This window comes from Shinella zoogloeoides (genome assembly GCF_030733845.1).
GTDB lineage: Bacteria > Pseudomonadota > Alphaproteobacteria > Rhizobiales > Rhizobiaceae > Shinella > Shinella zoogloeoides_C.
This window is the reverse complement of record NZ_CP132311.1, coordinates 3,892,563-3,915,963: the sequence shown is the minus strand read 5'-3', so window position 1 is coordinate 3,915,963 and position 23,401 is coordinate 3,892,563. Positions and strand designations below refer to the sequence as shown.

Below are 23,401 nucleotides of genomic sequence, written 5' to 3'. Positions count from 1 at the left end.
ACCGTCGCGAAAACGAACCAGCGGGGGGACGACATGGAGTGCTCGGAGATCATCATCGGCGGCGATACGGCGGGCATCGAATGGCGCGTGCCGGTCTTCCGCTTCAAGGGCAGCGATGCGGCGGCACCCTCCGTGCATATCCAGGCGGCGCTGCATGCCAACGAGTTGCCCGGTACGGCGCTCGCCCATTTTCTCATCGAACGGCTGCGCCGTGCGGAGGAAAAAGGCACGATCCGCGGCGACATCACCGTCGTGCCACAGGCCAACCCCATCGGCCTTGCCCAGTACCATTTCGGCGAGATGGAAGGCCGGTTCGATCTCGGTTCGCGCACCAATTTCAACCGCGACTTCCCGCTGGTGGCTCTTGCCGAGCGCGAGACGCTGCTGGACGATCTCGACCGCCGCCCCGCCGCCGACCGGCTGAAGCGTACGCTGCTGCACATGGCGCTCGGCGTGGATCTGGTGCTGGACCTGCATTGCGACGACGAATCCCTGCAATATGCCTATATCGACGAGGCCTTCTGGCCGGAGGCCGCCGACCTTGCAAGCGCGCTCGACATGGAAGCCGTGTTCTTGTCTGACGGCGAGAGCACGGCCTTCGAGGAGGCAGTTGGCCATGCCTTCAAGCGCCAGGGCGGCGACAGGCTGAAGACCGTGCCGGGCCGCCTCGCCGTCACCGTCGAGCTGCGCGGCCGGCGCGATGTTTACCCCGACATTGCGATGCGCGATGCGGATGGCCTCTGGCGCTTCCTCGCCGGGCGCGGCGTCGTTACCGATGCGGCCTTCGAGGCAAGGCCCTATGCCGGTCCGGCCGTGCCGCTCGACAATATCGAGATGGTGCGGGCGCCCGCGCCCGGCACCGTGCTCTTCCACCGGGACATCGGCGACAGGGTGAAGGCGGGCGACCTCCTTGCGACGCTGATCACCCGGCCGGGCGAGGCCGACGGCACGCTTGCGGTCAAGGCCGGCCATGACGGGCTGGTCGCCACGCGCAGCTCCGCCCGTTATGCGCGGCGCGGCGACGACCTGATGAAGCTCGCCTGCCGTGAGGCGACGCGCAACGACCGCAAGCCGGGCACGCTGGAAGACTGAACTTTCCGCCCGCAGAAAATCTTTCGGCTGGGGGAGTGTTGCCCCCCTCGCATTCGTATCATCCAAAGCAATATATAGAGGCGGCAAAAGCATTTGCCGCCTTGGGATGATCCGCACGCATCATGTTTGAGACGCTCTCCGCCTACTGGCCGCATATCCTCGTCGCCCTGTCGATCCTTCTCGGCGTGCCGGCCGCCATCCATGCAACGATGACGAAGGAGGAGGTGCGGGCGGCGATCGGCTGGGTCGGCGTCATCCTGCTGTCGCCGGTCGTCGGCCCGCTCATCTATGCGGTGGGCGGCGTCAACCGCATCCGCCGCAAGACGCTGAACCTCAGCCGCGAGGGCCTGCTTGCCGCCGGGTGGCACCATATGGCGGAATACGACGTGTCGAACGAACACGTCCGGGTGACCTATGGCGAGGCGCTCGCCGCCATGCAGCGCCTCGGCGATGCGGTCGGTCGCTGCAAGCTGACCTCCGGCAACCGCATCACGCTGCTATCGACGGGCGATGCTGCCTATAGCGCCATGCTGGCCGCCATCGACGCCGCCGAGCGTTCCATCATGCTCGAAACCTACATCTTCGACCGGGACGGCGCGGGCAAGCGCTTCGTGGAGGCGCTGTCGGCGGCCGTGGCGCGCGGCGTGGCGGTGCGCGTGCTGATCGACGCGGTCGGCGCGCGTTATTCCATTCCCTCGATCGTCTCGGAGCTCAAGCAGGCGAACGTGCCGGTGGACGTTTTCAACGGCAACATCGTCATGGGCCTGCGCCTTCCCTACGCGAACCTGCGCACCCACCGGAAAATCCTTATCGTCGATGGCAGCGTCGCCTTCACCGGCGGGCTCAACATCCGCGCCGGCTTCTGCGCGGAGTTTTCCGGCGAACTGGCGGCGCTCGACACACATTTCCGCCTCACCGGACCTGTCGTCAGCGACCTCTTCCGCATCGCCTACGAGGACTGGCGCTTTTCCGGTGGCGACGACCTCTCGGGCGAGGCCTGGCAGATCGCGCCGCCGCCCGACGCGCCGGAGAGCGGCATGCTTGCCCGTGTCGTGCCCTCCGGGCCGGACAAGAGCCTTGAAACCAACCACCGCATGCTGATGGGCGCCGTCTCTATCGCCAAGAAGCACATCCGCATCATGTCGCCCTATTTCCTGCCCGACCGCGAGCTGATCAGCGCTATCGTCACGGCGGCGCGGCGCGGGGTGGAGATCGACATCGTCGTGCCCTCCTCCAACAACCTGAAGCTCGTCGATCTCGCCATGACGGCGCAATTCGACCAGCTCTTGAAATATGGCTGCCGCATCTGGCGCGCCTCGGGCGCCTTCAACCATTCCAAGCTCACGGTCGTCGACGACGCCTGGTCCTATGTCGGCTCGTCGAACATCGACCCGCGTTCGCTGCGGCTGAATTTCGAGGTGGATATCGAGGTGGTGGACCCGGACTTCGCCGATCTCATCGGCGATCGCATCGCCACCGCCATGGCGCTGGCGGAAGAGGTGAAGCTCGATGAGCTCAAGGCGCGGCCTTTCGCGCAGCGCCTCGTCGAGCGCATCACATGGCTTGGCTCACCCTATCTGTAGGCCCGAACGAGCGCTCCCAGACGACCTTGAGGTCGATATGCGCCTTGATCGGCAGGTGATCGGAGGCGATGCGGGCGAGCGGCGTGTCGTGCACCTCGACGGAGGTGACGAGATCGTGCGGATGGCCGAGCGCCCGGTCGAGCGCGAGCACCGGAAAGCGCGAGGGAAAGCTCGGCACCGCGCCGGACGCCGGATCGAAGGTTGGCTGGAGGCGCGAGAGTGAGGAGCCGCGGCCGACGCGCCATTCGTTGAGATCGCCGACAAGCAGGGTCGGCATTTCCTCTTCCTCGGCGACAGAGGCGAGGATCGCCATGGCCTGCTGCTCGCGTGAGCGCTTCAAGAGGCCGAAATGGGCGGCGACGAGGCGGAGCTTGCCGACCGGCAGGTCGAGGTTCACCACCAGCGCGCCGCGCGGCTCGACGCCGGGCAGCTTCAACTGCCGCACCCCGCAGACCGCGCCCTTGCGGATCATGATCATGTTGCCGTGCCAGCCGTGGCCGGTGGAGGATAGCGCGGCGATCGGCACGGGAACGAGGCCGCAATCGCGTTCCAGCATGTCGAGATCGAGCAGACCCGAGCGCTCGCCGAAGCGCTTGTCCGCTTCCTGTACGGCGATGATGTCGGCATCGATCTCGGCAATGACGCTCGCCGTGCGCTCGGGATCGAAACGGCGGTCGACGCCCACGCATTTGTGCACGTTGTACGACGCGATGACGGTGTCGCCGGGACGATTGTTTTCCGCCGGCCGGTGGCCGCGGCGGTTGCGGATGGCCGACAGCAGCGCGGCCGACATGACCTTGTCGTTCAGCTTTCTGTCCACGGTTCCTTCCTTTGTGGCGCATCCATCATATGGGCGCTTTGCCCGCATCGGCAACCTCCCGCGGGCGAGAAAGGTTCCGCGGGTAGGCTCACGGAAGCGCGCTCACCTGCATCTTGGGACTGTCGAGCAGGATGGTCGAGCGCAGCGTCTTGATCTCGCCGATCCGCTCGAACTCGCTCCACAGCAGCCGCCGGTAGTCGGCGGCGTCCTTCACGGCGATCTTCAGGAGGAAATCGAAATCGCCGGCGACCATGTGGCATTCCACCACCTCCGGCATGCGCCGCACGAGATCGATGAAGCGCTCGCCGACACGCGGCGCCGTCCTCTCCAGCGTCACCTCCAGGAAAGCCTGAAAGCCGATGCCGGCGGCGCGCGGATCGACGATCACCGTGTGGCGGATGACGCCGCTCGCCTCCAGCCGCGCCAGCCGGCGCGACAGCGGCGCCGGCGACAGGCCGACCTTCTCGGCGAGCTGGTTGTTGGAAAGGCCCGCATCCTCGACGAGCAGGCGGATGATGCGCCGGTCCGTCTGGTCCAGCACCACGTCATCGCCCGTCTTCCTGTCCATATCCGCCCCCGACGCAAAAACCTGCATCAACCTAGCGGCAAGCCGCAAGAATACAAAAGCTTCTTGCGCCTTCCCCGCAATATCATAGTCGATTTTGCGATGGCTTTGCCTTACACCGTCTGCACATTCACCCACATTAGGAAACCGGCCATGTTCGACGCCCTCACCCGCCAGCCCGATGACCCGCTGCTCGCCCTGATCGGCCTTTTCCGGGCGGACGAGCGCGCCGGCAAGGTGGATCTCGGCGTCGGCGTCTATCGCGACGAGACCGGCGCGACGCCGATCTTCCGCGCGGTGAAGGAGGCCGAACGCCGCCTCGTCGAGACCCAGCCGACCAAGGCCTATGTCGGCCCGGAAGGCGACCCAGTCTTCCTGGAGCGTCTCTGGGACCTGACGACGGGCGAGGCCGGCCGCGGCCGCGCCACGGCCAGCCTCCAGACGCCGGGCGGTTCCGGGGCGCTGCGCCTTGCCGCCGACCTGATGGCGCGCATGGGCACGAAGGGCATCTGGCTCGGCCTGCCGAGCTGGCCGAACCATGCCAGCATCTTCAAGGCCGCCGGCCTCGAGGTCATCACCTATCCGTTCTTCGACATCCCCTCGCAGGCAGTGCTTTTCGACCGCATGATGGAGGCGCTTGCCGGCGCCGCGCCGGGCGATGCCGTGCTGCTGCATGCAAGCTGCCACAACCCGACGGGCGCGAACCTTTCGGCCGACCAGTGGCGCGCCGTCTCCGCCCTCATCGCCGAGCGCGGCCTGCTGCCGCTCATCGACATCGCCTACCAGGGCTACGGCCGCGGCCTCGACGAGGACGCGGCGGGCCTGCGCACGCTGCTGGCCGCCGTGCCGGAAGCGCTCGTCGCGGTCTCCTGCTCGAAATCCTTCGGCCTCTACCGCGAACGCACCGGCGCGATCTATGCCGCCTGCAGCAGTGCCGGGGCGGCGCTTTCCGTGCGCACCAACCTCGCCGCGCTCGCCCGCACCAGCTATTCCATGCCGCCGGACCATGGCGCGGCCATCGTCAGCACGATCCTCGGCGACGCGGCCCTCACCGCCGACTGGAAGGCAGAGATCGAGAGCATGCGCCTGCGCATCGCCGCGATCCGCGAACGCCTCGCCACCGGCCTTTCCGCCCGCTGGCAGGTGCTGACGGCCGTGCGCGAGCAGGAGGGCATGTTCTCGCTGCTGCCGCTCGAAGAAGCTGATGTGCTGAAGCTGCGCGCCGATCACGCCATCTACATGCCGACCTCCGGCCGAATCAACATTGCCGGCCTCAAGACGGCGGAAGTCGATGCCGTCATTGAAAAATTCCTGAGCCTCTGAGGTCCAACATGTCTGTCGAGACGGCGGCGCAGCCGGAGCGCCATTCCGCTTACGAGGATGTCATCGCCATCGTCGTCGGCACGATGTTCATGGCGCTCGGCGTGGTGATCTATACCAAGGCGGTGCTGCTGGCCGGCAGCACGGCGGGCCTCGCGCTCCTCCTGCAATATGCGACCGGCACCGGTTTCTGGTGGCTGTTTTTCGCCATCAACCTGCCGTTCTATGTGCTCGCCGTCAAAAAGCTCGGCTGGGGCTTCACGCTGCGCACCTTCGCGGCCGTCACGTTCGTCTCGATCTTTAGTCGGCTTACCTTCGAACTGGTCACCTTTTCCCATCTCGATCCACTCTATGCGGCGATCATGGGCGGGGCGCTTTCCGGCACGGGCCTCCTCATCCTCTTCCGTCACCGTACGGGGCTCGGCGGCATCAATGTGCTGGCGATCTACCTGCAGGACCGTTTCGGCTTGCGCGCCGGCTATTTCCAGCTTGCCGTCGATCTCGCCATCCTGTCCGCTGCCTATTTTGTCATTCCGCTCGACCGCCTCGCGCTTTCCGTGCTCGGTGCCGTCGTCGTCAACATGACGCTCGCCATCAATCACCGCCCCGGCCGCTATCTCGGGGTGACGTGACGACCGCGCCGCTTTATGAAGGCGGCCGAGAAGGCATGAGGAGACAAGCGTGACCGTCACGATCTACGGCATCAAGAACTGCGACACGATGAAGAAGGCAAGGACCTGGCTCGACGCCAGGGGCGTCGCCTACCGCTTCCACGACTACAAGGCCGAAGGCATTGACGAAGCGAGCCTCACGCGCTGGGTCGATGCGCTCGGCTGGGAAACCGTGCTCAACCGCGCCGGCACCACCTTCCGGGCTCTGCCCGATGCCGACAAGCAGGATCTCGATGCGAAGAAGGCCATCGCTCTGATGCTCGCACAGCCGTCGATGATCAAGCGCCCCATGCTCGACCGGGACGGGCAGCTTACCGCCGGCTTCAAGCCGGATATCTACGAAACGCTGTTCTAGAAAGGCCGGCGATAGCCGGTCGGCTTCTGGTAGAGGTAGCCGGTGCGCTCGATGGCCGTGGCGAGCGGTTCGCGCGCGACGCTCATCGTGTGGCCGTTGGCGTGGATGATGGTGGTCTCGTCTTCCATGATCGCCACATGGCCCTTCCAGAAAACGAGGTCGCCGCGCCGCAGTTCCTCGCGCGCGATGGGCGTACCGAGACCGGCCGCCTGCATGTCGGAATCGCGCGGTGCGCTTCGGCCCGTCATCATCAGGGAGAGCTGGACGAGCGCCGAGCAGTCGAGGCCGAAACCGGAGCGGCCACCCCAGAGATAGGGCGTCTCGAGGAAGCGACCGGCAACAGCGACGTAGTCGTCGCTCGCCCTGTCCTCGACAAGCAGGCAATGGCCGGCAATGACGGACTGGCCGCCTTCAAGCGTAAAATAGCGCGTGCCGCGCGTCTCGCTCTCGCCGACGATTGTTAGCCGGCTTCCGATGGAAAGCGCGAAGGCGGCGGGCGTGCGCAGGTCCGCCCCCGTATAGGCGAAGGTGCGGGGCACCGCGACGATATGCGTTGCCGCCGTCTCAGGTGCCGCCTCCAGCGCCGTTTCGGGCAGATAGCCGACATATCCGTCGACATCCGATTTCACCCAGGCCCAGCCATCCGCCCGGTCGAGCACGCGCACGGTCTCGCCGAACAGCACCTGCGTATCGATGCCGGCTGCCTCGTCCGGCCGGGGCCGAAGCGCGGCGACCGGAGCGGCGATGCGCGCGGGCGTGCCTGTTACATATTGCCCGGCCGCGACGGTGCCGCGCAGGGCTTCTTCGGCAAGGTCGGGACGATAGGCGAAAAGGCGGCGATCTGGCAGGGCGTTCATCGGTCTACTCACGGGGCCTTCATGAAGTCTGGGCACGGCCTGTGGCAATTATAAGGTCGCCGAGGCGTTCGAGATAAAGCGCGCCTTCCACGGTGCGCTTGATGATGACATTGCGGCGGTCGCGGTCGTCGCGCACGCGGGTGACCAGCCCCTGCTCGCCCATCGTGTCGAGGGCGCGGGTGATGACGGGCTTGGTGACGCCGAGTTTAGCCGCCAGCCCCCGCACCGTATGCGGCGGCGGCACGAGGTAGATCTCCAGCAGGATGGCGAGCTGGCGAAGCGTCAGATCCCGCCCGTCCTGGTGAACCTGCTGAACGGTCACCGCATGCCAGAGGCTCAACGCCTGCGATGGGGTCAGATCTACCGGCACGGCCCGCTCCTCCGGGGCGAATGAATTTCGTTACGCTACCGTATCATTCGCCTGAAGGAAAGCGGCCCCGTCAGGCCGTCGCGCTACGAAGATGGTGATAGAGCGCGCGAATGGCCTGCGCCTCGCCGCCGACGGGCGAATGCGGCCGCTCGGCCTGCGCCCAGGCATAGATGTCGAAATGCGCCCAATGCCTGTTGCGCGTGACAAAGCGCTTGAGGAAGAGTGCCGCGGTGATCGAGCCCGCCATGCCACCCGAGGGCGCATTGGTGAGGTCCGCGATGCGGGCGGAGACGTCCTTGTCGTAGCCCATGTAGAGCGGCATGCGCCACATCGGATCATCGACCGCAAGGCTCGCGTCGGCAAGGTCGTGGGCGAGATCGTCGTCGTCGGTGAAGAAGGGCGGCAGGTCGGGGCCGAGCGCGACGCGGGCGGCGCCCGTCAGCGTCGCCATGTCGACGATGAGGTCGGCCTCTTCCTCGTCCGCATAGGCGAGCGCGTCGGCAAGGATCAGCCGGCCCTCGGCATCGGTATTGTCGATCTGCACGGTGAGGCCCTTGCGGCTCCTGTAGATATCGCCGGGACGGAAGGCATTGGCCGAGATGGAGTTCTCGACGACCGGCACGAGCACGCGCAGGTCCACCTTCAGCTTGGCATCCATGATCATCAGCGCAAGGCCCATGACGTTCGCCGCCCCGCCCATGTCCTTCTTCATCAGGAGCATGGAGGCGGCCGGCTTGATGTCGAGGCCGCCGGTATCGAAGGTGACGCCCTTGCCGACGAGCGTCACGCGCCTGTGGCCCTTCTTGCCCCAACGCAATTCGAGCAGGCGCGGCGCCTGTTCCGCGGCGCGACCGACCGTGTGGATGAGCGGGAAATTCTGCTTGAGCAGGTCGTCGCCGGTGATGACGGAGACCTTCGCCTTGTATTGCTCGCCGAGCGCGCGGAAAACGTCTTCCAGCGCGTCCGGCCCCATGTCGTTGGTCGGTGTGTTGACGAGGTCGCGGGCAAGGAAGACGCCAGCAAGCTGGCGCTTGATGTCGGTGGCGTCGGCGTCGCTCGGGATGAGCAACGTTGGCGCCTCCGAAGCGGCGGCCTTGTAGCGCTCGAAGCGGTAGCTGCCGAGGCCGTAGCCGAGCGCCAGCCGGTTGGCCGTCAGCGGCGCGGTCTCGATATGCCAGTCGCCGGCCGGAAGCGCGCGGGCGAGCTTGCCCGTCAGGAACGGCGCGTCGGACGGGTTCTTGCCGAGGCCGAACAGCGCGCCGCCGAGATGCCCGTCCGCCGTCGGCACCATCAGGAGCGCACCCGTTTCCGCCTTGAAGCCGGCCTTCTTCGCCCAGTCGAGTGCGATCGGATCGATCGTGCCGGTCTCGATATGGGCGGGCGTGATCGCGAAGATCGGCAGCGTCTTGCCGGCCTTCGTGTTGAAGGGAGAGGGCCGGTCGATGAACTGGAAGGGGGCCATGGCGGAACCTTTGGAGGGAGCTTCGGAATCAGGCGATTAACACTCTGTTAGGGTTAACAGATTATTGCTGGAGCGGAGATTGCGGCGTGATTCCTTAACCGCCGCGAGATGCGGAAATCGCTTCGGGGACTTTATCATGGCCGCTTCCGTTACGTCAGTTCGCTTACGGCTCCTGCGGGGAGCGGCGCTCCTTGCCATCGGCGTCGCGGTGGCGGGCTGTGCGGGCAAGAGCAACATCACTACCGGCTCCATCGCCCGCACCGGCAAGCCGGTCGGCGAAATGAACGCCAGCGAACTGCGCAACGCGGCCGACAGCATCGGCCAGGCCTACGAGAAGAACCCGAAGGATGCGGCGACCGGCATCAACTATGCCAATGTGCTGCGCATGAACGGGCGCAACGAGCAGGCGCTCGCGGTCATGCAGCAGGTCGCCATCAGCAACCCGAACAACCGCGAAGTGCTCGCCGCCTACGGCAAGGCGCAAGCCGCCGCCGGCCAGCTCGAACAGGCGCTGAACACGATCCTGCGCGCCCAGACGCCCGACAGGCCCGACTGGCGGCTGAAATCGGCGGAAGGGGCGATCCTCGACCAGCTCGGCCGCTCCGCCGAGGCGCGCCAGCGCTACCGCGAGGCGCTGGATATCCAGCCGAACGAATCCTCGATCCTTTCCAATCTCGGCATGTCCTATGTGCTGGCCCGCGACCTGAAGACTGCCGAAACCTATTTGCGCTCGGCTGCCTCACAGCCCGGCGCCGACAGCAGCGTGCGCCAGAACCTTGCGCTCGCCGTCGGCCTGCAGGGCCGGTTCCAGGAGGCGGAGACCATCGCCCGTCAGGAACTGACCGCCGGGCAGGCCGAAGCCAACGTCGCCTATCTGCGCTCGATGCTGACCCAGCAGAATGCCTGGAAGAAGCTCGCTGCCGACGACAGCGGCAACACCAACTGATCCCAGCGTCCCTCCCAAGACGCCGACGCCCCGGTCGACAGCATCGACCGGGGCGTTTTATCGTGTTCGGCCGGTACGGTCAGAACGTGTCGGCGACCTGGATACCGGCCGGGCCGAGGATGACAGCGATCAGCACGGGCAGGAAGAACAGGATCATCGGCACGGTCAGCTTCGGCGGCAGGGCTGCCGCCTTCTTCTCCGCCTCGTTCATGCGCTGGTCGCGGCATTCCTGCGCCAGCACGCGCAGCGCCTGGGCGAGCGGCGTGCCATAGCGTTCCGCCTGGATGAGCGCCTGCGTCACCGACTTGACCGTGTCGAGCCCGATGCGCGTGCCGAGGTTCTCATAGGCCTGGCGGCGTTCCTGCAGGAAGGAGAGTTCCGCCGTGGTGAGAACCAGTTCCTCGGCAAGCTCGGGCGAGGCCATGGCGATTTCGTCCGCCACGCGCTTGAAGGCGACTTCGATGGAAATACCCGATTCCACGCAGATCAGCATGAGGTCGAGCGCATCCGGCCAGGCCCGGCGGATCGATTTCTGCCGCTTCGTCACCTTGTTGGAGATGAAGATATTGGGCGCGTAGAAGCCGAGATAGGCGGCAGCGATCGTCGCGAGAATGCGCATCGGCAGCGGCTTGTCGCCGAGAAAGCCGAGGTAGAAGATGTAGAAGGCGGCCACAGCCAAGAAGACGAAGGGCAGCACGAAGCGCGCGAACAGGAAGACGTTGAGCGCGTTCTGCGAGCGGTAGCCGGCCTGCCGCAGCCGGTTCATCGTATTGGCGTCGACCAGCGCCTCGCGCAGGTTCAGCCTGTCGACCACCTGGCGCACGGGCGTGTTGTGCTGCGCGCGCAGCGAGGCCTTGCTCTGGGCGGCTTCCGCGTTGAGGCGGGCACGCTCACGGGCGCGCATCTGCTCGCGCTCCAGCGCCACGGCCTTCATGCGCTTTTCGAGATCGCCGCGCTCGAAATAGGGCGCCGCCAGCGTATAGAAGGTGGCCAGCAGCGCGATCATCACGAAGGCGGGAAGCAGGACGGCCGGATCGGTGAGCATGGCGACCATGGTTGTCTGCCCCTAGATGTCGAAGTTGATCATGTTGCGCATCACGAAGATGCCGACGGACATCCAGACGGCCGAAATGCCGAGAATGAGATGGCCGCGCGAATCCTGGAACAGGATCATGATGTATTCCGGCGACGTCAGGTAGACGAGCAGCGCCACAATGAACGGCAGCGCGCCGATGATCACCGCCGAGGCCTTGGCCTCCATCGAGAGCGCGTTGACCTTGGCGCGCATCTTGCGGCGTTCGCGCAGCACGCGCGAAAGGTTGCCGAGCGCCTCGGACAGGTTGCCGCCCGCCTGACTCTGAATGGCGATGACGATCGCGAAGAAGTTGACTTCCTGCAGCGGGATGTTGGTGAACATGCGCGCGCAGGCTTCCGGCACGCTGAGGCCGACCTGCTGGGCTTCGACCACCTTGCGGAACTCCGTCTTCACCGGCTCCTGGCCCTCGGCGGCGATCAGCCGGAGAGCGTCCGTCAGCGGCAGGCCCGACTTGATGGACCGCACCATGACGTCGAGCGAATTCGGGAACTCCTCGAGGAACTTGTTCAGCCGGCGTTTGACGAGGAAACCGAGGAACCAGCGCGGCAGGCCCGCGGCGGCAATGAAGGCGATGCCGAACGCGACCAGAAGGCCGATCCCGCCGAGAAGCGCCAGCACGAAGGCGAAAAGGCCGAAGACCGCGCTGAACATGTAGAATTTCGACGGCGTGATCGTAAGGCCGGCCTGGACAAGCTTCGCCTTCAGCGTGGTGGCGACGCGCTTGGTCTGCTCCTGCTGCTTCTTTTCCAGGTCCTTCAGCGAATCCTGCACCGACTTGCGGCGCTTGGAGAGCTCCTGCATGCGGTCGCGCGCTGCCTTGGCCTTGCTATGGTCGGTCTCGGCGGCCTGCACCCGGCGAACGCGGCTTTCCGTCTTCTTCTCGGTCTCGATGCGCGAGAAGAGCAGGCCATAGGCGAGACCGGCGGTGGAAAGGACCGCCAGGGCGAAGATCGCCACGATGTTGATATCCAGTCCGAACATCCGCGTTCCGCCTGCCCCTTACGGCTTCTCCATGGCGTCGAGCGTTGCCGCCAGGCGCTTGTCCTCGTTGAAATAGCGTGCGCGATCCCAGAAATGTGGCTTGCCGATGCCGGTGCCCTTGTGCTGGCCGATGATGCGGCCATTGGCATCTTCACCCTGCAGTTCGAAGCGCATCAGGTCCTGCGTGACGATGACGTCGCCTTCCATGCCGATCACTTCGGTGATGTGGGTGATGCGGCGCGAGCCGTCGCGCAGGCGCGAGGCCTGGATGATGACGTCGATGGAGCCGGCGATGATCTCGCGCACCGTCTTGGCGGGAAGCGTGTAGCCGCCCATGGCGATCATCGATTCCATACGCGAGAGGCATTCGCGCGGCGTGTTGGCGTGGATCGTGCCCATCGAGCCGTCATGGCCGGTGTTCATCGCCTGGAGAAGGTCGAAGACCTCCGGTCCGCGCACTTCGCCGACGATGATGCGTTCGGGGCGCATGCGCAGGCAGTTCTTGATGAGATCGCGCATGGTGATCTCGCCCTCGCCCTCGATGTTCGGCGGGCGGGTTTCGAGGCGCACGACATGCGGCTGCTGGAGCTGGAGTTCCGCCGAGTCCTCGCAGGTGATGACCCGTTCGTCCCGGTCGATATAGTTGGTCAGGCAGTTGAGCAGCGTGGTCTTGCCCGAGCCGGTGCCGCCGGAAATGACGAGGTTGCAGCGAACGCGCCCGATGATCTGGAGGAGTGCGGCTCCTTCCGGCGTGATCGAGCCGAAGCGGACGAGCTGGTCGAGCGTCAGCTTGTCCTTCTTGAACTTGCGGATGGTGAGCGCGGTGCCGTCGATGGCGAGCGGCGGAGCGATGACGTTGACGCGCGAACCGTCCGGCAGGCGCGCGTCGCAGATCGGGCTCGATTCATCGACGCGGCGGCCGACCTGGCTGACGATGCGCTGGCAGATGGAGAGGAGCTGGGCGTTGTCGCGGAAGCGGATCTCCGATTCCTGCACCTTACCGCCAACTTCGATATAGGTCTTGCCCGCGCCGTTCACCATGATGTCGGCGATGTCGTCGCGCGCCAGCAGCGGCTCCAGCGGACCGTAGCCCAGAACGTCGTTGCAGATGTCGTCGAGCAGTTCCTCCTGCTCGGAGATCGACATCGCGAAATTCTTGATCGTGATGATGTCGTTGACGATGTCGCGGATTTCCTCGCGCGCGCTTTCCGTGTCGAGTTTGGCGAGCTGCGAGAGGTCGATCGTGTCGATGAGCGCGGAGAAGACCTGGCTCTTCGTGTCGTAATAATCCTCGGTACGGGCGACGCGGCGGCGCGGAGCGGCGGCGGGCGCTGCCACTGGCGGCGGGGCGGGCTCGAACACGGGCTGCGCCGGGGCGGCGGCGACCGGTCGCTCCGCCGTCAGGGTCGTGGCGGCCGCAGGCACGGCATGGGTCACCTGACCCGTCGTGCCGCTCTTGCCGAAACCTTCATTGCCACGTTTGCCGAACATGCCACGTCATCCAGTCTGTTGCGCCGCTTGCGGCTACTTGCGGCCGATGAGGCCCAGCATCTTGCCGAGCCCGGCCTTCTTGGGTTTCTTCACCGTCGCGCGGCCCGTCACGAGATGGGCGACCTGCGAGAAGGTCTCGGCGGTCGGCGACTTGCGATCCATCTCGGCGATCATGCGGCCGCTGTTGGCGGCCGTGCCGAAGAGCTGCGCATCGAAGGGAATGATCGCGACCGGCTCGACGCCGAGCGGTTCGCAGAAGTCGCCGGGCGCGATTTCCGGACGCTTCGGCATGCCGACCTGGTTGAGGATCAGGTGCGGCGGCTTGTCGTTCGGCCTGAGCTTCTTCAGCGCGTCGAGCATGTTCTTGGCGTTGCGCAGGTTCGCAAGGTCCGGCACCGCCGTGATGATCAGCTCGTCCACCTCGGACAGCAGCGTGCGCGTCCATTCCGACCAGGCATGCGGCACATCGAGCACCGTCACCGGCGCACTGCGCTGAAGCACTTCGATGACCGGCTGGAACGAGCCGCGCTCCAGATCATAGGCGCGGTCGAGCATGGAGGGGGCCGCCAGCAGCGAGAGATGCTCGGAGCATTTGGTCAGAAGACGGTCGAGGAAGACCTCGTCGAGCCGTTCCGGCGCATAGATCGCCTCGGAAATGCCCTGCGGCGGATCCTGGTCGAAGTCGATATTGGCCGTACCGTAAGGCAGGTCGAGATCGGCGAGGATGACCTCGGTCTGGAACAGGTTGGAAATGTCGAAGGCGCAATTGTGCGCGATCGTCGAGGAACCCGAACCGCCCTTGGCGCCGATGAAGGCGATGGTGCGGCCGAGCGGTTCGGCGTCCGGATCGATGAAGATCGCCGCCATCGCGTTCAGCACCTCGGCCATGCCGACGGGGCCGACCATATATTCGGAAATGCCGTTGCGGATGAGGTCGCGGTAGAGCGGAATGTCGTTGTAGCGCCCGACGACGATGACCTTGGTGGAGGGATCGCAGACCTCGGCGAGCGGGGCAAGCTCTTCCATGATGCCGCGCGGCTCGGTCGAGGTCTCGATGATCAGGAGGTTCGGTGTCGGCGCGGAGGCGAACATGTTGGCGGCCGCCGTGATGCTCGCGCTCGATATGCGAAGGCTGACCTTGGCCATGCGCCGGTCCTGCCCGCAGCGCTCCATGGTGCGCAGCATCGCCTCGCTCTCGCAGAAGGCATGCACGGAAATGCGCGGCAGTGGGCGCACGGCCTCGATGTCCGCCGGCCGGACCGTGTCGTCGGCATGGTCCTGCGCGGTCTCGTTGCTGAACGTGTAGTCAACCGTGCTCATGACTTATCTGGCCTTGCTGGAGGGAAAGCGCATCATTCCATTTCCTTCAGTTCGGTATAGGCGTCACGGTAGCGCTCGAGCGCCTTGCCGCGCTGGGTGGCGTCGGCCGGGGTCATGCGGCGCGGGCCGAGAAGATCGTTCGGATCGGCGATCTGGGCAGCGAGGTTGTTCTGCGTCGCGCAGCCGAAATTGTAGTAGTTCTTGTTCTCGTAGGTGTTGACCACGAGATCGTCGGGCCACTGACCGCAGGCCGGCGTGGAGGCAGCGATGGCGTAGTAGGCGAGGCGGATCGGCGCCGCTTCGCCCGGTTCGCCGGCGGAATAATTCTCGACGATCATCTTGTTCGCGGGAACGCCGTGCCGTGCGGCGATCTTGCGGATCTGCCGGCCGACAACCGTGGTCGCGGCGTCGTTGCGCGAGCCGCGCGGCAGGATGATGCGGAACGTGCCGGACGAACCGGTCGAATAGCCGGAGATGAAGCCGGCGATCACCTCGCTCTGGCCCTGCGTCAGCCGCGTCGCGCCCGTGGCGATCGGGATGTCGATCGTGCGCTCCTGCTCGCCGACGACGATGGGATGGCGCGTGCGGTAATCGTCCGGCAGCGCGCCGGTCGTCGTGCGGTCCGCGTTGGCGCAGCCCGAGGCGAGCGCGACGAGGGCAGCCATCGCGAGGAGCGTGACGTTGCGGCGGGCGCGAACGTTCTTTCCGGTGGTGTGCATTTCGTTTGCCATTGGCAGGGCCCGTTCCTTCGTCACATCGCACCCGATCATTTGTAGATGAACCCGACGCTGCCTTCGTAGCGCTGGGCCGGCAGTGCGCTCTTCCTGCCGTAGATCTGGTTCACCTGGCCGAGGAAGACGCTTGCCGCGTCGTTGGCCGGGTTGAAATTGTCGTCCGGCCGCGCCAGCGCGTTCCGGTTCACCGGCTTGACGAGATAGGGAGTGGCGATGATCACCAGTTCCGTCTCGTTGCGGGTGATGGTCTTCTGGCGGAAGAGAGCGCCGAGGATCGGCACCTTGGAGGCGACCGGCGTGCCCGACATGGTCTGCTCCACGTCGTCGTTGATGAGGCCCGCCAGCGCGATCGAGCCGCCCGAGGGCAGTTCGACGACGGTTTCGGCGGAACGACGGCGATATTCCGTTCCGGTCGTCGATGTCACCGGCTCGGAAACCTTGGTCTGGATGCGCAGGCCGATGCGGCCCGAGGACAGCACGGTCGGCGTGAAGCCGAGCGAAATGCCGTACTGGTAGGTTTCGATCCGGACGCCGCCGTCGCCATCCGGAACGGAATAGAGCCGCTCGCCGCCGGAGTTGAACGTTGCCGACTGGCCGGAGACGGCCGTCAGCGTCGGCTCGGCCAGCGTGCGGATCGCTTTCGCCTGCTCGAGCGCGCTCAACGCGGCCTCGATGCCGAGCTTGCCGATGTTGCCGGCGATCGTGCCGGTGAGACCGGTGGACGCGGCGTTGAAGGTCAGCACATCGAGGTTCGAGCCCGAGGCGCCGGCAACGCGGCTGAACGTATTGTCGAAGCCGAGCTGCTTGAGCACTTCGCGGCGGATTTCCGCGACCGTCACCTTCAGCGTGACCTGGTCCTCGCCGGCGATCTGCAGCATGTTGACGACCTGCGAGCGCTGGCGCCCCTCGCCGAAGATGGCCGCGTCGCCATTGTTGCCCTGCGAGACGACCGTGCGGGTCGTCGCCTCGCCGCCCTTCAGGAAGATTTCAGCAAGGCTCACGGCCTGGGTGGCGTCCTGCGGCGTGCGCACGGAACCGCTCAGCACGATGTTGTCGGAGATGATCTCGACCTGGATGTCGGATTCGGGAATGAAGCGGCGCAGGTTCGCCTGCAGCCCGCTGACGTCGCGCTCGACATTGAGGTCGATGCTGACGATCTCCTCGCCGTTGGGGCCGAAGACGAAGATGTTGGTCTGGCCGACCTCCTTACCGAAGAGATAGATGCGGCGCGACGTGCGCGTGACCGCATCGGCCTTCACCGGATCGGCGACGAGGATGTCGTGCGCATCGGTCGGCAGGTCTATGACGAGCGCCTTGTTGAGGCCCAGCTTGACGGCCTTGCGGGCGCCCGGGCCGCTTTCCTGAATGCGGATGACCGACGAGGAGGCCGCTTCGGCGGCCGCGCCGGTGACGAGGGCGGCAGGCAGGCCCGAAACCGCCAGGCAGAAGCTGATCCCGCCGGCGACAGAAGCCCGAAAAGTCCTTGCGATTCCAAACACGGGTCAGCTCCTGGTCATTGCTGCGCTGCGGCAGGGGTGTCGCCATTGACGATGGCACCGGTCTTGATCACCTGAACCTGCGGTCGGCCCTCGCCGCCGCTGAGCAGGTAATCGGCCGCGCCCGTGTCCGGCTCCTGGGCGTCGGCGACGCTGCGCAGCGCAAGCGACAGGCGCTCGGCCATCTGCTGGGCGACCGCCATCACCTTGGTCTGGTCGGGCGTGAGCTCAAGGGTCGCGGTGGTGCCGACCACCGCCTTCGAACCGTCGGGGTTTTCCTGGATCTGCTGGTCGATGGCGAGAACGCGCACATTGGACAGCACGGTCTCGGTGAGATAGGCGCCGGCCTCACCCTTGCGAACCATGATCACGTCGACGCGGTCGTTCGGCAGGATGAAGCCGCCGGCGCCGGTGGCGACCGAGATTTCCGTCGCCACGGCGCGTTTGCCGGAAGGCAGGAGCGACGACATGATGCGATTGGACGAATCGGCGATCTTCTCCTGGCGGATCGGCTCGCCGTTGAAGATCGGCATGCGCGCGATGGCGCCATTCAGGGTCTCGATCGCATCCGGCCGGGCCTGATCCGTGATGAAGCCTTCGACGATGGAGCCTTGCGGCCAGGCCGCCCAGGCCACCGTTTCGGGATTGAGCCGCGCGCCGACCGGCAGGCTTTCCTTGGCGACGAGCACGTTGATGGTGGGTTCGCGCTCCACGACGGTCTGGGTCTCGATCACCGAGACTGCCCCGCCGCGGGCGATCTGCAGGGCAAGGAACCCCGCGACGCCCGCCGAAACGACGGCCACTGCCAGAATGATGATTCGCGCCGGTTTCATGTGGTTTCCCTGAGCTGCGGGTTCGCCTATCCGCCCACATTGACCGGCAATGGTGTAATTATGGTTAATAGCCACCTTACGTACATGGTTAACAATCGGTTGACGGCACGGTACGCCGAAATGACTTCACGCCGGCGTTTCCGCCAGCGGCCTTGCTCTTCGTCTCTGGGAAGTTGGTGATCAGCCGCCGAGAGCGGCGAGCATCAGCGGCGAGGAAGGATAGGCCATGAAGGCCGCGACGCCGATCGCGACGCCGTAGGGCACCTTCTTCGCCAGCATGAGATGGCTTGGGACCGGCAGGCCGCTTGCAAGGATGGTGTTCGTGTGGGCACGCAGCGACAGGATCGCCATGGTCAGGATGCCGCCGACGAAGGACACATAGATCAGGAATTCGACAAGGGAGAAGGTCATCCCGAACCAGACGGCGCTCGCCGTCAGGAGCTTCGCATCGCCGCCACCCATGATGTTGAAGGCGAAAAGCGCAAAGCAGGCGGAGAAGACGATCAGGCCGGCGGCAAGATGCATGGCGATTTCCGTCAGGCCGAGGCCGGCAAGCGGGGCCACGACGAAGAACGAGGCCAGGAGGATCGCCGAAACCCGGTTGGGAATGAGCATCGTCAGGAAATCGGAGCAGGCTGCGACCGCCAGGCAAAGCGGGAAGACCACGAAGATGATGGCTTGGGTCAAGGCAACCTTCCTCGGCGCGCGATACGCCCTAATCCTTGCTCGGAAGAACCACTGCGGAAAAGTAAAGCCGCCGTTTCCGGCGGCTTTCTAACGTTATTAGATTAGTACTTGCCAGACTGTGTCTGAGCATTCGTCATATGATTGGAAATGTTCCGGAACGTATTGTTCAGCGTGCCGCCGAGCGACGTTGCGCCGGTGATGAGGGCGACGGAAATCAGGGCTGCGATCAGGCCGTATTCGATGGCGGTTGCGCCAGACTCGTCTTTCAGAAGGCGAGCGAAAATCTTGGTCATGGTATTCTCCTAGCTCCACGATGTTGGTTCAGCACGTCCGCCAACTGTTTCCGTTGTTCGGATGAGCACAACCTACAGGCCTGCCATTTCCATCAGCTTAAGGAAATAGGTTAACCAGTTCCTAGCAAGGCACTACCGGTTCTATGGTTATTGTTTGGTTATTCTGCCGGTATACGCGCGTTTTTCCACGTTTTCGGCGTCAGCACTATGAAAAGCCGCGGCTGAACGCTGGAGTTGAAATGAGAATGCCGAACGTCTCCTTAAATGTTCATTCACCAATCGCAGCGATGCTGGCTCATATCTTATCGTCAGGATGACTGTTTATGGGACGCGACTGGACCTTTCCTTCGGGTGCGGCAATGCTTGCAGCGGCCGCCCTCGCCTTGCTGTCGACGACCGCCGGCGCTGCCGCGGAAGAACGGTTCCTGCGCGTCCACATGGATCATGCCCGCGTGCTGCGGCTCGATAGGCCCGTCAGCAAGGTGATCATCGGCAATGCTGCCGTCGCCGACGCGACGGTGGCCGATGCACAGACGATCGTGCTGACCGGCCGCAATTTCGGAACGACCAACCTCGTCCTTCTCGACGCCGACGGCAACGCCATCGTCGACGAGCGCATCCTCGTGTCGATCGACGAAGGCAATACGGTGCGCGTGTTCCGGCAGACGGACCGCTCCGTGCTCTCCTGCACGCCCAATTGTGAAGAGCATGTCACCAAGGCCGGCAACGGCGGCTGATCCATCGTCCCGCTTCGGGCGTACGATTGCGGGAAACCTTTCAAATCTTCGGGTGCCCGCACACGAAATATAAACGGTCTGCGGCCTAGTCTCATCGCGAAGAGCATTTGGGAACGGATCGCGATGTCGCTCGATCATGATGCAGCCATTCGCCGGCGGCCGATGAAGGGCCTGTTCGGCCGCCTCCTTGCCCGCCGCGACGGCGCGACGGCCATCGAATTCGCGATCCTCGCCATCCCCTTCTTCACCATCGTCTTCGCTTCGGTCGAGACCTTCGTGGCCTTCACCGGCGAGCAGCTCCTGGCCAATGCGACGGAAACGATGGCGCGAAAGATCCGCACGGGCGAGATAAACTCGGATTGGAAGGAAACAGACTACCGAAAAGCGTTTTGCGAGGAAATCAAGATCCTGATGCCCTGCTCGACGTCCGAGCTCACGACGCCGAACAAGCTCTATCTCGATGTGCGCCACTTCGACGACTATGCGAGTATTCCCGCCGCCGTCCCGCTCGTCGACGGCGACCTCAGTTCGACGGATTTCAAGTTCAATCCAGGTGGCAAGAAGTCGATCAACATCGTGCGCGCCTACTATCGCTGGGATATCGTGACGGACCTCGTGCGCCCGCTACTCTCCAGCGTCAAATCGAAAGACGGCACGCAGAACTACCTGATGGTGGCGACCGCCGTCGTCCAGAACGAGGACTACTAGTCATGGAGGGTGTCGTTTCACGGGAGGGGGCGGCGAAGCGGACGTTGCCGGGCAGAGGCTTGCTTCTGCGGATGCGCCGCTTTGTCGAGGACCGCCGCGGGGTGGGGGCCATCGAGTTCGCCATCGTCGCGCCTTTGATGATCATGACCTATATCGGCGCCTTCGAGATTTCCGTCGCCGTTTCCATGTCGCGCAAGGTGAACCGCGCTTCCAGTACCGTCTCCGATCTCTTGACGCGCAGCAAGACGACAAACACGACGACGTTGAATTCGATGAAGGATGTTACGAGAAACATCATCGCGCCCTTCCCGCAACACTACTACTCCCTGAAGATGACCGGTATTGCCGTCGATGCGGCCGGTAGCGCGACCGTCGCCTGGTCGCTCGCCTGGGCGCGCGAGAAAGGCAAGAACAAGGACAAGGACGGCAACGAAATGGAGAAGGCGAGCACCCCCTATACCAAGGGAGACGCCGTCACGCTGCCGAAGGAGATGGACGCCAAAAGTACCTTCATCGTCCGCACGGAACTGAACGTCCCGCACACGATCCTGCTGATGGCGCCGGGCCTTTCCTCCGAACTCCGATCACTACCACTTGAAAGAACCAGCTTCTTCCGCCAGCGCGAGGGCGACGGGATCACCTGCAACGGCTGCTGACGGCCAGCCCTTTCCGGCGCGATTTCGCTTGAACCCCTTGTCGTGCCTGTGTCATGTCACGCAGATGCGGACAGACGACAGGTGATCCATTGGCGCGGGCCTTTCTCTTCGTTCTCGATTCCTTCGGCATCGGCGGCGGGCCGGATGCGGCCGCCTTCGGCGATCTTGGCGCCGACACGCTGGGCCATATCGCCGAGTTCTGCGCGGCGGGCGCGGCCGACCGTCCGGGGCTGCGGCAGGGCCCGCTGAAGCTTCCCAACATGTCGGCCCTCGGGCTCCTGCATGCCGCACGAGCCGCGACCGGCCGCTTTCCACAGGGCATGGACGTTCCGCCGCGCGTCTTCGGCTATCACGGCGCGGCCAGCGAAGTGTCGAACGGCAAGGACACGCCCTCGGGCCACTGGGAGATCGCCGGCACGCCCGTCACCTTCGACTGGGGCTACTTCCCGTCGGAGGGCGACGCCTTCGAGCCGGAACTCGTGGAGGCGATCTGCACAGCCGGCAACGTCCCTGGCATCCTCGGCAATTGCCATGCCTCGGGCACCGATATCATCGCCCGACACGGCCTCGCCCATATCCGAACGGGAAAGCCGATCTGCTACACCTCGTCGGATTCTGTCTTCCAGATCGCGGCGCATGAGAGGCATTTCGGCCTCGACCGGCTGCTCGCCTTCTGCGAAACCGTGCGAAAGATCCTTGACGAACGGCCGGGCGGGCGCATCGGCCGGGTCATCGCCCGGCCCTTCACCGGCGAGAGACCGGAAACCTTCGAGCGCACGGGCAATCGCCGCGACTATTCCGTGCTGCCGCCGGAACCGACCCTGCTCGACCGGCTGACCGAGGCCGGCCGAACCGTGCACGCCGTCGGCAAGATCGGCGATATCTTCGCCTATCAGGGGATAAGCACGCTCACCAAGGCGAACGGCAACATGGCGCTCTTCGATGCGACGCTGCGCGTCATGGACGAGGCCAAGGACGGCGATCTCGTCTTCACCAATTTCGTCGATTTCGACATGCTCTACGGCCATAGGCGGGATGTGCCCGGCTATGCGGCGGCGCTCGAGGCCTTCGACCGGCGCCTGCCGGAGGTGGACCGCAAGCTGAAAGCCGGCGACATCGTCATCCTGACGGCCGATCACGGCTGCGACCCCACCTGGCGCGGCACCGACCATACGCGCGAGCGCGTGCCGATCCTGAGCTTCGGCCCCGGCCTTCGCTCGCGCCTCATCCAGACCCGCACCACCTTCGCCGATATCGGCGAGAGCATCGCCCGCCATCTCGGCGTTCCGCCGGGCCCGCATGGAAGGAGTTTCCTGTGACCGCAACCATGCCGAAGGCGGAGCTGCACTGCCATATCGAGGGCGCGACGCCCCCTGCCCTCGCGCTGGCTCAGGCCGAACGCTACGGCATCGACACGTCCCATTTCATCCGCGACGGCGAATATTCCTGGCAGGATTTCACCAGCTTCGTCGCGAGCTACGATGCGACCGCCAACCTCTTCCGCACGGAGGAGGACTATGCGCTGCTCGCCGAAACCTATCTCACCGAGATCGCCGGGGCCGGTGCCATCTATAGCGAACTGATCGTCTCGCCGGACCAGGGCGACGCCGTCGGCATCGGCGCCGACGCCTATGTCCGCGGCCTTGCCGAGGGAGCCGAACGGGCAAAAGCGAAGACCGGCATCGAGACGCGGCTTCTCATCGTCGGCATCCGCCATTTCGGCCCGGAGCGCGTGGTGAAGGCTGCGGAATATGCGGCGCGCCGGCCGCATCCGCTGATCACCGGCTTCAACCTTGCCGGCGAGGAGCGCATGCACCGCGTCGCCGATTTTTCCCGCGCCTTCGACATCGCCCGCGATGCGGGCCTCGGCATCACCATCCATGCCGGCGAACTCTCGGGCGCCTTCAGCGTGCGCGACGCGCTCGATCATGTCCGCCCCGCCCGCATCAGCCACGGCGTGCGCGCCATCGAGGATGCGGATCTCGTCAAACGCCTGGCGGACGAGGGCGTGGTGCTGGAGGTCTGCCCCGGCTCGAACATCGCGCTCGGCGTCTTCCCGGATTTCGAGAGCCACCCGTTGCGCGCCCTCCATGCGGCCGGCGTGCGTGTCACGCTCAATTCGGACGATCCGCCGTTCTTCCATACCTCGCTTGCCCGTGAATACGAGATCGCCTCGACCACCATGGGCTTCGGTGACGACGACATTCTCGGCATGACGCGCACGGCCATCGAGGCGGCGTTCGTCGACGAGCCGACGCGCCAGCGGCTGCTTTCGCGCCTTTGAGGGCAAGCCGGCTGGGGATGTTGCCTGCGGCCGGCTCTCTTCTC

25 protein-coding genes are annotated in these 23,401 nt (G+C 65.2%); 11 read left to right on the top strand and 14 right to left on the bottom strand.

Translation table 11 applies throughout. The annotated features are described in order from the left end of the window. Window positions 1-33 precede the first annotated feature (33 nt). Window positions 34-1,092, top strand: coding sequence for a succinylglutamate desuccinylase/aspartoacylase domain-containing protein (locus Q9316_RS20205; RefSeq protein ID WP_306033340.1), 1,059 nt, complete (start codon window positions 34-36; stop codon window positions 1,090-1,092). Window positions 1,093-1,214: 122 nt separating this feature from the next. Beyond that, window positions 1,215-2,675: a phospholipase D-like domain-containing protein gene (locus Q9316_RS20200; RefSeq protein WP_306033339.1), complete on the top strand. Its 1,461-nt coding sequence runs from the start codon at window positions 1,215-1,217 to the stop codon at window positions 2,673-2,675. On the opposite strand, the gene Q9316_RS20195 is transcribed toward Q9316_RS20200, so the two are convergent. Both Q9316_RS20195 and Q9316_RS20190 read right to left on the bottom strand, forming a co-directional pair. After that, window positions 2,647-3,468 carry an endonuclease/exonuclease/phosphatase family protein gene (locus Q9316_RS20195; protein ID WP_306035372.1) on the bottom strand — a complete coding sequence of 274 codons (822 nt, stop codon included), beginning with the start codon at window positions 3,466-3,468 and terminating at the stop codon, window positions 2,647-2,649. The genes Q9316_RS20200 and Q9316_RS20195 overlap by 29 nt on opposite strands. Window positions 3,469-3,583: 115 nt before the next feature. Further along, the gene (locus tag Q9316_RS20190) at window positions 3,584-4,063 is read right to left on the bottom strand and encodes an Lrp/AsnC family transcriptional regulator (RefSeq protein WP_306033338.1); all 480 of its coding nucleotides are present in this window, start codon (window positions 4,061-4,063) and stop codon (window positions 3,584-3,586) included. 150 nt (window positions 4,064-4,213) lie between these two features. On the opposite strand from Q9316_RS20190, the gene Q9316_RS20185 reads away from it, so the two are divergent. The 3 genes from Q9316_RS20185 to Q9316_RS20175 are packed head-to-tail and all read left to right on the top strand — an operon-like array spanning window position 4,214 to window position 6,406. Then, entirely contained in the window at window positions 4,214-5,383 is a 1,170-nt protein-coding gene (locus Q9316_RS20185; protein ID WP_306033337.1) for an amino acid aminotransferase, read from the top strand. 8 nt (window positions 5,384-5,391) lie between these two features. Further along, the gene (locus Q9316_RS20180) at window positions 5,392-6,012 is read left to right on the top strand and encodes a YitT family protein (protein ID WP_306033336.1); all 621 of its coding nucleotides are present in this window, start codon (window positions 5,392-5,394) and stop codon (window positions 6,010-6,012) included. Between the two features lie 49 nt (window positions 6,013-6,061). Next, window positions 6,062-6,406 carry an ArsC family reductase gene (locus Q9316_RS20175; protein WP_306033335.1) on the top strand — a complete coding sequence of 115 codons (345 nt, stop codon included), beginning with the start codon at window positions 6,062-6,064 and terminating at the stop codon, window positions 6,404-6,406. Here the strand turns inward: Q9316_RS20175 and Q9316_RS20170 are convergent. From Q9316_RS20170 to Q9316_RS20160, 3 genes are all read right to left on the bottom strand, one after another. After that, on the bottom strand, window positions 6,403-7,263 hold the full coding sequence (locus tag Q9316_RS20170; RefSeq protein WP_306033334.1) for a C40 family peptidase: 861 nt from the start codon (window positions 7,261-7,263) through the stop codon (window positions 6,403-6,405). The two genes, Q9316_RS20175 and Q9316_RS20170, sit on opposite strands and share 4 nt — an antisense overlap. A 19-nt stretch (window positions 7,264-7,282) precedes the next feature. After that, the gene (locus tag Q9316_RS20165; protein ID WP_306033333.1) at window positions 7,283-7,633 is read right to left on the bottom strand and encodes a MarR family transcriptional regulator; all 351 of its coding nucleotides are present in this window, start codon (window positions 7,631-7,633) and stop codon (window positions 7,283-7,285) included. A gap of 70 nt (window positions 7,634-7,703) precedes the next feature. Beyond that, window positions 7,704-9,095: a leucyl aminopeptidase family protein gene (locus Q9316_RS20160; protein WP_306033332.1), complete on the bottom strand. Its 1,392-nt coding sequence runs from the start codon at window positions 9,093-9,095 to the stop codon at window positions 7,704-7,706. 136 nt (window positions 9,096-9,231) lie between these two features. On the opposite strand from Q9316_RS20160, the gene Q9316_RS20155 reads away from it, so the two are divergent. After that, entirely contained in the window at window positions 9,232-10,041 is an 810-nt protein-coding gene (locus tag Q9316_RS20155) for a tetratricopeptide repeat protein (protein ID WP_306033331.1), read from the top strand. A gap of 79 nt (window positions 10,042-10,120) precedes the next feature. On the opposite strand, the gene Q9316_RS20150 is transcribed toward Q9316_RS20155, so the two are convergent. The 9 genes from Q9316_RS20150 to Q9316_RS20110 form a co-directional block, all read right to left on the bottom strand. Beyond that, window positions 10,121-11,095, bottom strand: coding sequence for a type II secretion system F family protein (locus Q9316_RS20150; RefSeq protein ID WP_306033330.1), 975 nt, complete (start codon window positions 11,093-11,095; stop codon window positions 10,121-10,123). Window positions 11,096-11,107: 12 nt separating this feature from the next. Beyond that, window positions 11,108-12,118: a type II secretion system F family protein gene (locus tag Q9316_RS20145; RefSeq protein WP_306033329.1), complete on the bottom strand. Its 1,011-nt coding sequence runs from the start codon at window positions 12,116-12,118 to the stop codon at window positions 11,108-11,110. An 18-nt stretch (window positions 12,119-12,136) separates the two neighbouring features. Next, complete coding sequence (locus Q9316_RS20140; RefSeq protein ID WP_306033328.1) at window positions 12,137-13,609, bottom strand: CpaF family protein; 1,473 nt, start codon at window positions 13,607-13,609, stop codon at window positions 12,137-12,139. A 33-nt stretch (window positions 13,610-13,642) separates the two neighbouring features. Continuing rightward, window positions 13,643-14,929: an AAA family ATPase gene (locus Q9316_RS20135; RefSeq protein ID WP_306033327.1), complete on the bottom strand. Its 1,287-nt coding sequence runs from the start codon at window positions 14,927-14,929 to the stop codon at window positions 13,643-13,645. A gap of 32 nt (window positions 14,930-14,961) precedes the next feature. Further along, complete coding sequence (locus Q9316_RS20130; RefSeq protein ID WP_306033326.1) at window positions 14,962-15,660, bottom strand: CpaD family pilus assembly protein; 699 nt, start codon at window positions 15,658-15,660, stop codon at window positions 14,962-14,964. Window positions 15,661-15,695: 35 nt separating this feature from the next. Next, on the bottom strand, window positions 15,696-17,162 hold the full coding sequence (locus Q9316_RS20125; RefSeq protein WP_371877938.1) for a type II and III secretion system protein family protein: 1,467 nt from the start codon (window positions 17,160-17,162) through the stop codon (window positions 15,696-15,698). Window positions 17,163-17,176: 14 nt separating this feature from the next. Beyond that, a complete protein-coding gene (gene cpaB, locus Q9316_RS20120; RefSeq protein ID WP_306033325.1) occupies window positions 17,177-17,992 on the bottom strand; it encodes a Flp pilus assembly protein CpaB in 816 nt (271 codons plus the stop codon). 180 nt (window positions 17,993-18,172) lie between these two features. After that, on the bottom strand, window positions 18,173-18,679 hold the full coding sequence (locus Q9316_RS20115) for an A24 family peptidase (RefSeq protein WP_306033324.1): 507 nt from the start codon (window positions 18,677-18,679) through the stop codon (window positions 18,173-18,175). Between the two features lie 101 nt (window positions 18,680-18,780). Next, window positions 18,781-18,972 carry a Flp family type IVb pilin gene (locus Q9316_RS20110; protein WP_306033323.1) on the bottom strand — a complete coding sequence of 64 codons (192 nt, stop codon included), beginning with the start codon at window positions 18,970-18,972 and terminating at the stop codon, window positions 18,781-18,783. Between the two features lie 359 nt (window positions 18,973-19,331). On the opposite strand from Q9316_RS20110, the gene Q9316_RS20105 reads away from it, so the two are divergent. From Q9316_RS20105 to Q9316_RS20085, 5 genes are all read left to right on the top strand, one after another. Further along, window positions 19,332-19,709: a pilus assembly protein N-terminal domain-containing protein gene (locus Q9316_RS20105; RefSeq protein WP_306035370.1), complete on the top strand. Its 378-nt coding sequence runs from the start codon at window positions 19,332-19,334 to the stop codon at window positions 19,707-19,709. 123 nt (window positions 19,710-19,832) lie between these two features. After that, on the top strand, window positions 19,833-20,417 hold the full coding sequence (locus Q9316_RS20100; RefSeq protein ID WP_306033322.1) for a TadE/TadG family type IV pilus assembly protein: 585 nt from the start codon (window positions 19,833-19,835) through the stop codon (window positions 20,415-20,417). Window positions 20,418-20,476: 59 nt separating this feature from the next. Next, window positions 20,477-21,073, top strand: coding sequence for a TadE/TadG family type IV pilus assembly protein (locus Q9316_RS20095; RefSeq protein WP_306033321.1), 597 nt, complete (start codon window positions 20,477-20,479; stop codon window positions 21,071-21,073). Window positions 21,074-21,162: 89 nt separating this feature from the next. After that, window positions 21,163-22,392 carry a phosphopentomutase gene (locus Q9316_RS20090; protein ID WP_306033320.1) on the top strand — a complete coding sequence of 410 codons (1,230 nt, stop codon included), beginning with the start codon at window positions 21,163-21,165 and terminating at the stop codon, window positions 22,390-22,392. Then, entirely contained in the window at window positions 22,389-23,357 is a 969-nt protein-coding gene (locus Q9316_RS20085) for an adenosine deaminase (protein WP_306033319.1), read from the top strand. Before Q9316_RS20090 ends, Q9316_RS20085 begins: the two co-directional genes overlap by 4 nt. Window positions 23,358-23,401 lie beyond the last annotated feature (44 nt).

Bases quoted from the DNA above. Each gene is read 5' to 3' on its own strand.
- Q9316_RS20135 (WP_306033327.1), bottom strand. From the start codon at position 14,929: ATGAGCACGGTTGACTACACGTTCAGCAACGAGACCGCGCAGGACCAT.
- Q9316_RS20140 (WP_306033328.1), bottom strand. From the start codon at position 13,609: ATGTTCGGCAAACGTGGCAATGAAGGTTTCGGCAAGAGCGGCACGACG.
- cpaB (WP_306033325.1), bottom strand. From the start codon at position 17,992: ATGAAACCGGCGCGAATCATCATTCTGGCAGTGGCCGTCGTTTCGGCG.
- Q9316_RS20130 (WP_306033326.1), bottom strand. From the start codon at position 15,660: ATGGCAAACGAAATGCACACCACCGGAAAGAACGTTCGCGCCCGCCGC.
- Q9316_RS20100 (WP_306033322.1), top strand. From the start codon at position 19,833: ATGTCGCTCGATCATGATGCAGCCATTCGCCGGCGGCCGATGAAGGGC.
- Q9316_RS20160 (WP_306033332.1), bottom strand. From the start codon at position 9,095: ATGGCCCCCTTCCAGTTCATCGACCGGCCCTCTCCCTTCAACACGAAG.
- Q9316_RS20185 (WP_306033337.1), top strand. From the start codon at position 4,214: ATGTTCGACGCCCTCACCCGCCAGCCCGATGACCCGCTGCTCGCCCTG.
- Q9316_RS20200 (WP_306033339.1), top strand. From the start codon at position 1,215: ATGTTTGAGACGCTCTCCGCCTACTGGCCGCATATCCTCGTCGCCCTG.
- Q9316_RS20190 (WP_306033338.1), bottom strand. From the start codon at position 4,063: ATGGACAGGAAGACGGGCGATGACGTGGTGCTGGACCAGACGGACCGG.
- Q9316_RS20145 (WP_306033329.1), bottom strand. From the start codon at position 12,118: ATGTTCGGACTGGATATCAACATCGTGGCGATCTTCGCCCTGGCGGTC.
- Q9316_RS20155 (WP_306033331.1), top strand. From the start codon at position 9,232: ATGGCCGCTTCCGTTACGTCAGTTCGCTTACGGCTCCTGCGGGGAGCG.
- Q9316_RS20180 (WP_306033336.1), top strand. From the start codon at position 5,392: ATGTCTGTCGAGACGGCGGCGCAGCCGGAGCGCCATTCCGCTTACGAG.
- Q9316_RS20195 (WP_306035372.1), bottom strand. From the start codon at position 3,468: ATGTCGGCCGCGCTGCTGTCGGCCATCCGCAACCGCCGCGGCCACCGG.
- Q9316_RS20205 (WP_306033340.1), top strand. From the start codon at position 34: ATGGAGTGCTCGGAGATCATCATCGGCGGCGATACGGCGGGCATCGAA.
- Q9316_RS20105 (WP_306035370.1), top strand. From the start codon at position 19,332: ATGCTTGCAGCGGCCGCCCTCGCCTTGCTGTCGACGACCGCCGGCGCT.
- Q9316_RS20170 (WP_306033334.1), bottom strand. From the start codon at position 7,263: ATGAACGCCCTGCCAGATCGCCGCCTTTTCGCCTATCGTCCCGACCTT.
- Q9316_RS20110 (WP_306033323.1), bottom strand. From the start codon at position 18,972: ATGACCAAGATTTTCGCTCGCCTTCTGAAAGACGAGTCTGGCGCAACC.
- Q9316_RS20150 (WP_306033330.1), bottom strand. From the start codon at position 11,095: ATGGTCGCCATGCTCACCGATCCGGCCGTCCTGCTTCCCGCCTTCGTG.